This is a genomic window from Streptomyces sp. WAC04114 (genome assembly GCF_019733245.1).
In the GTDB taxonomy this organism is placed as follows: Bacteria; Actinomycetota; Actinomycetes; order Streptomycetales; family Streptomycetaceae; genus Streptomyces; species Streptomyces massasporeus_A.
On sequence record NZ_JAIGQA010000227.1, the window covers coordinates 1 to 11,768 of the forward strand.

At 72.6% G+C, this 11,768-nt stretch carries 9 protein-coding genes; 6 read left to right on the forward strand and 3 right to left on the reverse strand.

Annotated elements, in window-relative coordinates; all coding sequences use genetic code 11:
- Nucleotides 1-33: 33 nt before the first annotated feature.
- A complete protein-coding gene (locus tag K4G64_RS35355; RefSeq protein ID WP_221759985.1) occupies nucleotides 34-1,359 on the reverse strand; it encodes a 3-oxoacyl-ACP reductase in 1,326 nt (441 codons plus the stop codon).
- Nucleotides 1,360-1,480: 121 nt separating this feature from the next.
- Between K4G64_RS35355 and K4G64_RS35360 the strand changes: the two genes are divergently transcribed.
- From K4G64_RS35360 to kstD, 4 genes are all read left to right on the forward strand, one after another.
- Nucleotides 1,481-2,770 (forward strand): acetyl-CoA C-acetyltransferase, encoded by a 1,290-nt coding sequence (locus tag K4G64_RS35360; protein WP_221759986.1) that lies wholly within the window; start codon nucleotides 1,481-1,483, stop codon nucleotides 2,768-2,770.
- A gap of 243 nt (nucleotides 2,771-3,013) precedes the next feature.
- Nucleotides 3,014-4,933: a long-chain fatty acid--CoA ligase gene (locus tag K4G64_RS35365; protein WP_221759987.1), complete on the forward strand. Its 1,920-nt coding sequence runs from the start codon at nucleotides 3,014-3,016 to the stop codon at nucleotides 4,931-4,933.
- Nucleotides 4,934-5,039: 106 nt separating this feature from the next.
- The gene (locus K4G64_RS35370; RefSeq protein ID WP_308122576.1) at nucleotides 5,040-6,161 is read left to right on the forward strand and encodes a substrate-binding domain-containing protein; all 1,122 of its coding nucleotides are present in this window, start codon (nucleotides 5,040-5,042) and stop codon (nucleotides 6,159-6,161) included.
- A 208-nt stretch (nucleotides 6,162-6,369) separates the two neighbouring features.
- Nucleotides 6,370-8,151 carry a 3-oxosteroid 1-dehydrogenase gene (gene kstD / locus K4G64_RS35375; protein ID WP_221759988.1) on the forward strand — a complete coding sequence of 594 codons (1,782 nt, stop codon included), beginning with the start codon at nucleotides 6,370-6,372 and terminating at the stop codon, nucleotides 8,149-8,151.
- A gap of 123 nt (nucleotides 8,152-8,274) precedes the next feature.
- Here kstD and K4G64_RS35380 read toward each other — a convergent pair whose 3' ends face one another.
- Together K4G64_RS35380 and K4G64_RS35385 are read right to left on the reverse strand one after the other, a co-directional pair.
- Nucleotides 8,275-9,054: a class I SAM-dependent methyltransferase gene (locus tag K4G64_RS35380; RefSeq protein WP_221759989.1), complete on the reverse strand. Its 780-nt coding sequence runs from the start codon at nucleotides 9,052-9,054 to the stop codon at nucleotides 8,275-8,277.
- A gap of 333 nt (nucleotides 9,055-9,387) precedes the next feature.
- On the reverse strand, nucleotides 9,388-9,591 hold the full coding sequence (locus K4G64_RS35385; RefSeq protein WP_004984723.1) for a cold-shock protein: 204 nt from the start codon (nucleotides 9,589-9,591) through the stop codon (nucleotides 9,388-9,390).
- Between the two features lie 321 nt (nucleotides 9,592-9,912).
- On the opposite strand from K4G64_RS35385, the gene K4G64_RS35390 reads away from it, so the two are divergent.
- Both K4G64_RS35390 and K4G64_RS35395 read left to right on the forward strand, forming a co-directional pair.
- On the forward strand, nucleotides 9,913-10,761 hold the full coding sequence (locus K4G64_RS35390) for a menaquinone biosynthetic enzyme MqnA/MqnD family protein (protein ID WP_221759990.1): 849 nt from the start codon (nucleotides 9,913-9,915) through the stop codon (nucleotides 10,759-10,761).
- 93 nt (nucleotides 10,762-10,854) lie between these two features.
- Nucleotides 10,855-11,768: serine/threonine-protein kinase (locus tag K4G64_RS35395; protein WP_221759991.1), on the forward strand; the 914-nt coding region annotated here is incomplete at its 3' end.

An 11,768-nucleotide genomic window follows, 5' to 3' on the forward strand; every position in this document is an offset into this window, starting at 1 on the left:
CCGTGAGGACGAGAGCGGGGGCGGGGTCGGCCATCACGCCCCCAGCAGGCTCTGGCCGCAGACGCGGACGACCTGGCCGTTGACCGCGCCCGAGGCCGGGTGCGCCAGCCAGGCCGTGGTCTCGGCGACGTCGGCCGGGAGCCCGCCCTGTGCGAGGGAGTTCATCCGGCGGCCCGCCTCCCGGATGAACAGCGGGACGGCGGCCGTCATCTTCGTCTCGATGAAGCCGGGCGCGACCGCGTTGACCGTCACGCCGTGCTCGTCGAGCGCGCGCGGCGCGAGGGAGCGGACCAGGCCGACGACGCCCGCCTTGCTCGCCCCGTAGTTGGTCTGGCCTGCGTTGCCGGCGATCCCCGCGATCGAGGCGGTGGCGACGATCCGGCCGCCGCGCTTCAGCGTGCCGTCCTTCAGCAGGGCGTCCGTGGTGCGCAGCACGCTCGCCAGATTCACCTCCAGCACGGAGATCCAGCGCTCGGCGGGCATGTTCACCAGACGCCGGTCGCGGGTGATGCCCGCGTTGTGGATCAGCACGTCCAGGCCGTCGGGCAGCGCCTCGGCGATCCGGGCGCCCGCGTCCGCGGACGTCATGTCGAGCAGCAGGGCGGTGCCCCCGAGCCGCTCGGCGACCCGCCGGGCGTCCTGCTCGGCCTGCGGCACGTCGAGCACGACGACCCGGGCGCCGTCGCGCGCGAGGGTCTCGGCGACCGCCTCACCGATGCCCCGGGCGGCGCCGGTGACGAGGGCGGTGCGGCCGGACAGGGGGCGGTCCGGGTCGGCGGGGGCCGGCTCCCGGTCGGCGGCGGTCGGCTCACGGTCGGCTCCGACCTCGATCACCTGCCCGCTGACGTAGGCCGACTTGGGCGACAGCAGGAAGCGCAGGGTCGACTCCGCGGCGGTGGCGTCCGTGAGCCGGACCAGGTTCACCGTCCTGCCCCGGCCGATCTCCTTGCCGAGGGAGCGCGTGAAGCCCTCCAGGGCCTGCTGGGCCGCGGCCTGGAGGTGGTCGGCGGGGTCGAGCGGCGCGCCGAGCACCACGATGCGCCCGCTCGCGGCGACCGACCGTACGACCGGATGCAGGGCGGCGTGCACCTCGGCCAGGGCCTCGACGTCCCGCACCCCGGTCGCGTCCATGACGACGGCGGCCGTGCGGTCGGGGCCGGCCGGGCCCATCCCCGTGCGGGCCAGGACCGGAGCCAGGTCGAGGGCGGACCGGCCTGCCGTGAGGTGCAGCAGGCCGCCGTCCAGGGCGGGCCGATCGGCGGACCAGCGGGTCAGCGCCGAGGGCTGCGGCAACCCCAGCCGGCGCGTGAGGAAGCGGCCGGGCGCGGTGCCGGTCAAGCGCAGATAGCGGTCGGCCATGGACGACTCCCAGTTTCCGAGGACGGTTCACCGAAGCCCCACTCCTGCTTACTCTGGAGTAAGGTTACCGGAGGTAAGGCTACGTCACGGGCGAGGAGCAGGTCGAGATGAGCTGGTCGAGATGAGTCCCCAGCAGTTGTCCCCGTCGGTGCGGCGCGTGGCGATCGTCGGCGGAGCGCGCATCCCCTTCGCCCGCTCCGACGGCCCCTACGCCACCGCCTCCAACCAGCAGATGCTCACCGCCGCCCTCGACGGCCTCGTCGAGCGGTACGGGCTCCAGGAGCCGGGCGCGGTCGGCGAGTTCGTCGCCGGGGCCGTGCTCAAGCACAGCCGCGACTTCAACCTCGCCCGCGAGACCGTCCTCGGCTCCGAACTCCACCCGCGCACCCCCGCCTACGACATCCAGCAGGCCTGCGGCACCGGCCTCCAGGCCGTCATCGCCGCCGCCAACAAGATCGCCCTCGGCCAGACCGAATCGGCCGTCGCGGGCGGCGCCGACACCGCCAGCGACGCGCCCCTCGGCGTCAACGACTCCCTGCGCCGCATCCTCCTCGAGGCCCGCCGGGCGAAGTCGGCGGGCGCCCGCCTCATGGCCCTCGCGAAGATGCGCCCGGGCCACCTCGTCCCCGACATCCCGCGCAACGCCGAGCCGCGCACCGGCCTGTCCATGGGCGAACACGCCGCCGTCACCGCCCGCGCCTGGGGCATCCCCCGCGAGGCGCAGGACGAACTCGCCGCCACCAGTCACCAGCGGCTCGCGGCGGCGTACGAACGCGGCCTGTTCCAGGACCTGGTGGTCCCCTTCCGCGGCCTGGCCCGCGACCAGAACCTGCGCCCCGGCTCGACTGTGGAGAAACTCGCCACCCTGAAACCGGTGTTCGGGCTCGGCCACCCCGGCCCGACCATGACGGCCGGGAACTCCACCCCGCTGACCGACGGCGCGGCGACCGTACTGCTGGCGAGCGAGGAGTGGGCCCGCGAGCGCGGCCTGGAGCCGCTGGCGTACCTCACCGCGTACGAGACGGCGGCCGTCGACTTCGTGGGCGGCGACGTGGCCGGCGGCGAGGACGGACTGCTCATGGCGCCCGCGTACGCCGTCCCGCGCATGCTGGAGCGGGTCGGCCTGGGCCTGGACGACTTCGACCTCGTCGAGATCCACGAGGCGTTCGCCTCCCAGGTGCTGGCGACGCTCGCCGCCTGGGAGAAGCAGGGCCTGGGCACCGTGGACCGCGCCCGGCTGAACGTCGCCGGCTCCTCCCTCGCCACCGGCCACCCCTTCGCCGCCACCGGCGCCCGGATCGTCGCCACCCTGGCCAAGCTCCTCACCGAACGGGACACTCCCGCCCGTGGCCTGATCTCCGTCTGCGCGGCGGGCGGACAGGGGGTGACGGCGATCCTGGAGCGCGCCTGAGGGCGACGGACGTGCGAAACCTGAAGGACCCTCACCTAACCCCCGAGCTTGCACAGGCCTGGCTCCGGACCATCCCCGAACCCGCACAAACCCGCCACGCGAGAGCCGTACCATCCCGTTCCTACCGGCAGTAACCCCTTAGGTGCCTCTCCGGGGGGATTGGGTCGGTTGAGCGCCTCGGCGTGCGAGGCACGTACGTCATGCAGCAAGCAGTTCTTTCGCTGCACGCCCCAGGAGCCGCCCGTGTCCACTGCGTATCCCTCCTCCGCCTACGGCGACGCCTACGGAGGGCCGGTGCTCGTCGAGCCCGAGGTGCGGCGGCTGGACGGGGCGGTACGGGAGGCCTCCGTACCGCCGCTGGCCCCGCCGTGGGCCCACGGATCGCTCGCCGACCTGCCGTTCGACAACGCGAGCGCGGACCCGGCTGCCGCGGCCCTCAGCCGCAAGGACGCCGACGGCCGCTGGAGCGACGTCACGGCGGCGCAGTTCGCCGACCAGGTGCGGGCCGTGGCCAAGGGCCTGATCGCCGAGGGCCTGATGCCGGGCGACCGCGTCGCCGTGATGGCCCGCACCATCTACGAGTGGACCGTCCTGGACTTCGCCGCCTGGGCGGCCGGACTGGTCACCGTGCCCGTCTACCCCACCTCGTCCGTCTTCCAGGCCCGCTGGATCCTCCAGGACTCCGGCGCGGTCGCCCTGGTCACCGAGACCGCCGCACAGGCCGCCGCCCTCGGCCCGGAACGCGAGCGGCTGCCCGACCTCAAGCACCTGTGGATCGTGGAGAAGGGCCATGTGGACCGGCTCGCGGAGGCCGGGGCGCACCTGCCCGACCAGGAGGTCGAGGTGCGGCGCGGCATGCTCGGCCCCGACACCCTCGCCACCCTCGTCTACACCTCGGGCACCACGGGCCGGCCCAAGGGCTGCGCCCTCACCCACGGCAACTTCTTCGCCGAGGTCGACAACGCCATCGAGCTGCTCTACCCCGTCTTCCGGGCCAGGACCAGCGAAGAGGCCTCCGTCCTGCTGTTCCTGCCGATGTCCCACGTCTTCGGCCGCATGGTCGCGATCGCCTGCGTCCGGGCCCGCGTCCGGCTGGGCCACGCGCCCAGCATCAAGGCGGAGGACCTGCTGCCCGACCTCGCCGCCTTCCGGCCGACCTGCCTGCTGACCATCCCGTACATGCTGGAGAAGGTCTTCAACTCCGCCCGCGCCAAAGCCGAGTCGGGCGGCCGGGCCTCCTCGTTCGACCGCGCGGTTTCGGTCGCGCAGCGCTACGGTGAGGCCCTGGAGGCCCAGCAGCACGGCACCGGCCCCGGCCCCTCCCGCGCCCTGAGGACCGCCCGCGCCTTCTACGACCCCCTGGTCTACCGTCGCATCCGCAACGCCATGGGCGGCCGCGTCCGCTACGCCATCTGCGGCGGCTCCCCGCTCGGCCGCCGCCTCGCCGCGTTCTACGCCGGTGCCGGCATCGAGATCTTCGAGGGCTACGGCCTGACGGAGACCACCGGCGCGAGCACCGTCACCCCGCCCCTCAAACCCCGCCTGGGCACCGTCGGCTGGCCACTGCCCGGCACCCGCGTCCGCATCGCCGCCGACGGCGAGATCCTGGTCGGCGGCGACCACGTGCTGCGCGGCTACTGGGACCCGCAGGCCGGGGGCGTCGTCCCCGCCGCCCCCGACGGCTGGCTCGCCACCGGCGACCTCGGCGAACTCGACGACGAGGGCTACCTGACGATCACCGGCCGCAAGAAGGAACTGCTCATCACCGCGGGCGGCAAGTCCGTCGCCCCGGCCCCGCTGGAGAACTGGCTGCGCTCGCACCCGCTGATCTCCCAGTGCCTCGTCCTGGGCGACGGCCGCCCCTTCGTCTCGGCACTGATCACCCTCGACCTGGACGGGGTCACCCACTGGCGCCAGATGAACGGCAAACACCCCGTACCGCCCACGCTCCTCGTGGACGACGAGGAACTGCGCGCCGTCCTGCAACGCGCCGTCGACGAGGCCAACAAGATGGTCTCCCGCCCGGAGTCCATCCGCCGCTTCGCCATCCTGCCCGAGGACTTCACGGAGGAGGCCGGCCATCTGACCCCGTCGATGAAGCTCCGCCGGGAGGCCGTGCTGCGCGCGTTCGCCACGGAAGTGGAGGGTCTGTACACCCGGTGAGTCACCTTTGCGATGTCTTCACACGTAATTCTTGACGACGCACGGCGTCTGCCCGTTGGCTTTCGACCACCTCGTCACGATGCTCCCCCACCGGAAGGCACCACCAGTGATACCGCGCAACCCCCGCCAGGCCGCCGTCCGGCGCATCTCCGTGGCCCTGGCGGTCTCCGTATCGGCCGTGACCCTCGCCGCCTGTGGCGACGGCGGGAGTGACGACTCCGCCGCGAAGAAGGGCAACGACATCACGGTGGGCCTGCTGCTGCCCGACCGGGAAACGGCACGCTTCGAGAAGTTCGACTACCCGCTGATCAAGCAGGAGGTCGCGTCCCTCACGGAGAACAAGGGCACGGTCCGCTACGCCAACGCCGAGTCCAGCGTGACCAGACAGAGCGAGCAGTTCCAGAAGATGATCGCCGACAAGGTGGACGTCATCCTCGTCGACGCCCTCGACTCCAAGGCCATCGCCACGGACGTCCAGAAGGCCAAGGACGCCGGCATCCCGGTCATCGCCTACGACCGGCTCGCCGAGGGCCCCATCGACGCCTACGTCTCCCACGACAACGAACTCGTCGGCCAGGTCCAGGGCCGCGCCATCATCGGGGAACTCGGCGACAAGGCCGAGAAGAGCAAGGTCGTCATGATGAACGGCGACCCCGGTGACCCCAACACCGCCCGCTTCAAGGACGGCGCGCTGAGCGAGCTGCGGGGGCAGGTGAACATCGTCAAGGAGTACGACACCAAGGACTGGAAGCCCGCGACCGCCAAGGCCAACATGAAGAAGGCGATCCAGTCCGTCGGGCTGAACGACATCGCCGCCGTCTACTCGGCCAACGACGGCATGGCCGGCGCCGCCATCGAGGCGCTGCAGGAGGCCGGGGCCACGAAGATGCCACCGGTGACCGGGCAGGACGCCAACCTCGACGCGGTGCAGCGGGTCGTCTCCGGCGAGCAGTACATGACCGTGTACAAGTCCTTCCTGCTGGAGGCGACCAACGCCGCGAAGATCGCGGTGGCCAAGGTGCAGGGCCGCGGGATCGAGTTCGCGGCACTGACCCGGGAGACGGTCGACAGCCCCACGAAGAAGAGCATCCCGGCGATGCTGGTGCCCGTGGTCGCCCTCACCCAGGACAACATCAAGGACACGGTGATCACGGACGGCGTGTACACCGTGAAGGACATCTGCACGTCCGAGTACAAGGCGGACTGCGCGGCCATCGGACTCGAGTAGCGTCCCGCGCGCGGTCGTCGCGCTCGAGTAGCGTCCCGCGCGCGGTCGTCGGCTCGGGTGGCGGACGCGTGTGGTCGATAGAAGGGCGTTGCCCCGCCGTAGGGTTCGGGTGGTGGACGCGGGGTGGGTGCCGCGGGGGTCTTGACTTCGCAAGACCCCCGCGCGACATTCCCCACCCCTTTCGCGTTCTCGTCGGGCTGGAGCGGCCATGACCACACGCACGGACACCGCGGCAACTGCCGGGGCCCCGACCCGAAGACGACTGCTGGCCGGTGCCGCCGGTGCCGGTCTCGCCGTCGCCACGGGCGTCCAACAGGCCGCCCGGGCGGCCGACTTACCTCCGCTCGGCACGTACGACGTCGTCGTCATCGGCTCCGGGGCCGCCGGCATGACCGCCGCGCTGACGGCCGCGCGGCAGGGCCTGAGCTGCGTCGTCGTGGAGAAGGCAGCGACCTTCGGCGGCTCGGCCGCCCGCTCCGGCGCCGGGATCTGGATCCCCAACAACTCCGTGATCCTCGCGGCCGGCGTCCCGGACACCCCCGCGAAGGCCGCCGCCTACCTCGCCGCGGTCGTCGGCCCGGACGTCCCCGCCGACCGGCAGCGCGCCTTCCTCGCCCACGGCCCGGCGACGATCTCCTTCGTCATGGCGAACAGTCCCCTCCGGTTCCGCTGGATGGAGGGCTACAGCGACTACTACCCCGAGCTCCCCGGCGGCCTGCCGAACGGCCGTTCCATCGAGCCGGACCAGTTCGACGGCAACCTCCTGGGCGCCGAACTGGCCCACCTGAACCCGCCCTACATGGACGTCCCCGCCGGCATGGTCGTCTTCAGCGCCGACTACAAATGGGTCGCCCTGGCCGCCGTGAACGCCCGGGGCGCGGCCGTCGCCGCCCAGTGCCTGGCCCGAGGCGTGAAGGCGGCGACGCTCGGTCAGATGCCCCTGACGATGGGCCAGGCGCTGGCGGCGGGCCTGCGCGCGGGCCTGCGATCGGCCGGGGTCCCGGTCTGGCTGAACACGCCCCTGACCGACCTGCACGTCGAGAAGGGCACGGTGACCGGAGCCGTCGTCACCCGCGACGGCGCACCCGGCCTGGTCCGCGCCCGCCGCGGCGTGATCGTCGGCTCGGGCGGCTTCGAGCACAACGCCGCGATGCGGGAACGCTTCCAGCGCCAACCCATCGGCACGGACTGGACCGTCGGGGCCAAGGAGAACACCGGCGACGGCATCCGGGCGGGGGAGAGGCTGGGCGCGGCGCTCGACCTGATGGAGGACGCCTGGTGGGGCCCGGCGATCCCGATCCCCGGCAGCCCCTACTTCTGCCTGGCCGAACGCACCCTGCCCGGCGGGCTGCTGGTGAACGGCGCGGGCCGCCGCTTCGTCAACGAGGCCGCGCCCTACAGCGACGTCGTGCACACCATGTACGACGTGAACGACACCGACCCGGCCATCCCGTGCTGGCTGATCGTCGACCAGAACTACCGCAACCGGTACCTCTTCAAGGACGTCCTGCCGACCCTGCCCTTCCCCGACGCCTGGTACGACTCCGGGGCCGCGCACAAGGAGTGGACCCTGGACGCCCTGGCGGCCTCGATCGACGTTCCCCCGGCGGCCCTGCGCACCAGCGTCAACCGCTTCAACGCCCAGGCGCGCCGGGGCGAGGACCCCGACTTCCACCGGGGCGACAGCGCCTACGACCACTACTACACGGACCCCGTGGTCCTCCCCAACTCCTGTCTGGCCCCCCTCTGGCTGCCCCCGTTCCACGCCTTCCGCATCGTCCCCGGCGACCTCGGCACCAAGGGCGGCCTCCGCACGGACGCCCGGGCCCGGGTGCTGCGCGAGGACGGCTCGGTGATCCCGGGCCTGTACGCGGCGGGGAACGCCAGCGCGGCCGTCATGGGCCACAGCTACGCGGGCGCGGGCTCGACGATCGGCCCGGCGATGACGTTCGGGTACATCGCGGCGCGGGACATCGCGGGGGTGCTGTAGGGGCCGGGGGCGTCCGACGGCTGGCCGGCGTGCGCCGGCCGCGGTGCGTCTGGGGGCATCCGCGGCCGGACACGGGGCCACCCGGGGTGTCGCGCGTGGGGTCGCGGCGGTGCCCCGGGCGGTTCAGTCCGCTGGCTTGCGCGCCACGAGGCTCGCCTGGGCGACGGGCTCGCCCCGCGTCTCGTCGGGCTCTCGTACGGTCGTGGCGCGGACGGTGAAGCCGGCGCCGCTCAGCAGGGCGCCGACGCGCTCCGGCCGGCCCCGGCGGAAGGTCACGGACACCTGGTGGCCGAAGGCCTCCTCGTAGCGGCGGGGCTCGACCCCGCACTGGAAGCCGAGCAGCAGATGGCCGCCGGGGCGCAGGACGCGGTGGAAACCGGCGAAGAGGGCGGGCAGGTGCTCCTCGGGCGTGTGGATGATCGAGTACCAGGCCACGACACCGTCGAGCGAGCCGTCCGGCAGGTCCAGCTCCAGCATCGAGCCCTGCTCGAACCGCAGGCCCGGGTTCTCGCGGCGGGCGATCGCCAGCATCGACTCCGACAGGTCCAGCCCGAACACCGACAGCCCCTGGGACGCCAGGTACGCCGTGACCCGCCCGGGCCCGCACCCCAGGTCGGCGACCTCGCCGCCCACGCCCACGAGCCCCGCGAAGCCGTGCAGCACGCCCCGGTCCAGTGGCGTGCCCGGCCGCAGGTCACCGAACTGGACGGCGTACTCTTCGGCGACGGTGTCGTAGAACAGGCGGGTCTCGGTCACGAAGTCGGGGGTGTCGGGCGCGTGGTCGGGGGCGCCGGTCACGTGGTCGGGGGCGCCGGTCACGTGGTCGGGGAGGTCGGTCACGTGGTCCGGGGCGCCGGTCACGTGGGCAGGGGCGTCATTCGCGTGGCCGGCGGCTTCGGTCATGGCCGCAGACCCTAGCGCGAGCCGCTGTCTCCGCGGCCCTCGTCGGACCGGCCGCCCGCTTGGTTCCGGCCATGCTTTCCCCCACCAGGGTTCCCTCGGCCGCCCGGGTTTTCCCCGCCATCGGGGTTGTCCCTATGGCCGTGCCGAGCGACAGGCCCGTGGCCAGGGGCTTGGCGGCGGGCGGGCCGCCGGTCTCCCCAGTGTTCTCCTGCTCTTCCCGCATCCGCTGATCGTCCTACGGCCGGAATTCGCCAGGAATTCACCGGACAGAAGCGCCCGGAAAGGGCAGGAGCCCCGTCGCCTGGCGGCGCGGGGCTCCTTGGGTACTACAAATCAGACCGGCGTGACGTTCTCAGCCTGCGGGCCCTTCGGACCCTGCGTGACGTCGAAAGACACCTGCTGGTTCTCCTCGAGGGACCGGAATCCGGTCGCATTGATCGCGGAGTAGTGGACGAAGACGTCGGGGCCGCCGCCCTCCTGGGCGATGAAACCAAAGCCCTTTTCGGCGTTGAACCACTTAACGGTTCCGGTAGCCATAAGCCCTCCTTGGGCCCAAAAGGGTTGCCCTGCTCCAGAACCAGCAAGTGTGAAGATGAATTCCGCACAAGTGCATATGTCTGAGAATGACGAGAGCCCGCGGTCACATGCTCCGCAGGCTCTGTACTGCAAGGGAAACCAAACTGCAACTTGCGACGAGCCTAGCACGCAGGCCACGGAATGCAATAGGGGTCAAGATCACGTCACCCGAATGTTTGAACATCGTCCGGCCGACTGGCGGAGGGGGCGCCCGCAACGGCCCCACACCCCGACGGCGGGGTCGCGCGCCGGTCCGTACGCCGTGAGGGCTAGCCTCACGATGTGGACAATCCTCGCACCCGGCCGCGCGTCGGCCACATCCAGTTCCTGAACTGCCTGCCCCTGTACTGGGGGCTCGCGAGAACGGGCACGCTCCTCGACTTCGAGCTCTCCAAGGACACCCCGGAGAAGCTCAGCGAGAAGCTGGTGCAGGGCGAACTCGACATCGGTCCGATCACCCTCGTCGAGTTCCTCCGGCACGCCGACGACCTGGTCGCCTTCCCCGACATCGCCGTCGGCTGCGACGGCCCGGTCATGTCCTGCGTGATCGTCTCCCAGGTTCCCCTGGACCGGCTGGACGGCGCCCGCGTCGCCCTCGGGTCGACGTCCCGCACCTCCGTGCGCCTCGCCCAGCTGCTCCTCGCCGAGCGCTACGGCGTCCAGCCGGACTACTACACCTGCCCGCCCGACCTGAGCCTGATGATGCAGGAGGCCGACGCCGCCGTCCTCATCGGCGACGCCGCGCTGCGCGCCAACATGCTCGACGGGCCGCGCTTCGGCCTGCAGGTGCACGACCTGGGCGCGCTGTGGAAGGAGTGGACGGGCCGGCCGTTCGTCTTCGCGGTCTGGGCGGCCCGCCGCGACTACCTGGAGCGCGAGCCGGTCATCACGCGCCGGGTGCACGCGGCCTTCCTCGACTCCCGCAACCTCTCCCTGGAGGAGGTCGGCAAGGTCGCCGAACAGGCCGCCCGCTGGGAGGCCTTCGACGAGGAGACCCTCGCCCGCTACTTCACGACCCTCGACTTCCGCTTCGGCGGGCCGCAGCTGGCGGCGGTCGCCGAGTTCGCACGCCGGGTCGGCCCGACGACGGGCTTCCCCGCCGACGTGAAGGTGGACCTGCTCCAGCCGTGAGCCGGACGGCGCTCCCGCACTACTCTGCTGGGTGGTGCAGGCGTACCGGGACCGGAGCCGTCCCCGCCTGACCACGGGGGAGGGGTGACGCCCATGCGGCCGCTCGACGTCGACGAACCCACCGTCGTGGGGCCCTACCGGCTGCTCGGCCGGCTCGGCTCCGGCGGCATGGGCCGGGTCTACCTGGGCCGCAGCGCCGGTGGCCGCACGGTCGCCGTGAAGATCGTGCATCCGCACTTCGCGCTGGACGAGGAGTTCCGGGCACGTTTCCGGCGTGAGGTCGAGGCCGCGCGCCGGGTCGGCGGCGCCTGGACGGCACCCGTCCTGGACGCGGACCCGGGGGCGCGGGTGCCCTGGGTCGCCACCGCGTACGCCGCCGGCCCGTCCCTGTCGGCCGCGGTCGCCGACGGCGGGCCCCTGCCGGCCCACACCGTACGGGCCCTGGGCGCGGGACTCGCCGAGGCGCTGGCGGCGGTGCACGAGCTGGGCCTGGTGCACCGGGACGTGAAACCGTCGAACGTCCTGCTGACCCTCGACGGGCCGCTGCTGATCGACTTCGGGATCGCCCGGGCCACCGACGGCACGGCCTCGCTCACCTCCACCGGCGTGTCCATCGGCTCGCCCGGCTACATGTCGCCCGAGCAGATCCTGGGCAAGGGCGTCACGGGCGCGGCCGACGTCTTCTCGCTCGGCGCGGTCCTCGCATACGCGGCGACCGGCGAACCGCCCTTCCCCGGCGACTCCTCCGCCGCCCTGCTCTACAAGGTCGTCCACGAGGAACCGGAACTGGGGCTGCTGGACGGGGAGTTGCGGAGCATCACCGCACAGTGCCTCGCCAAGGACCCGGCGGCGCGGCCCGCCCCGGCCGAGCTGGCCCGCCGCCTGGCCCCCGAGGGCGCGGCCCGGCTTGTGGCGGGCGGCTGGCTGCCGGGGACGCTGGTGGAGCAGGTGAGCCGCAGTGCCGTGCAGCTGCTGAACCTGGAGGCGACGGGGGCGGGGGCGGGCGT

Bases quoted from the DNA above. Each gene is read 5' to 3' on its own strand.
- K4G64_RS35360 (WP_221759986.1), top strand. From the start codon at position 1,481: ATGAGTCCCCAGCAGTTGTCCCCGTCGGTGCGGCGCGTGGCGATCGTC.
- K4G64_RS35380 (WP_221759989.1), bottom strand. From the start codon at position 9,054: ATGACCGAAGCCGCCGGCCACGCGAATGACGCCCCTGCCCACGTGACC.
- K4G64_RS35355 (WP_221759985.1), bottom strand. From the start codon at position 1,359: ATGGCCGACCGCTATCTGCGCTTGACCGGCACCGCGCCCGGCCGCTTC.
- K4G64_RS35385 (WP_004984723.1), bottom strand. From the start codon at position 9,591: ATGGCTACCGGAACCGTTAAGTGGTTCAACGCCGAAAAGGGCTTTGGT.
- kstD (WP_221759988.1), top strand. From the start codon at position 6,370: ATGACCACACGCACGGACACCGCGGCAACTGCCGGGGCCCCGACCCGA.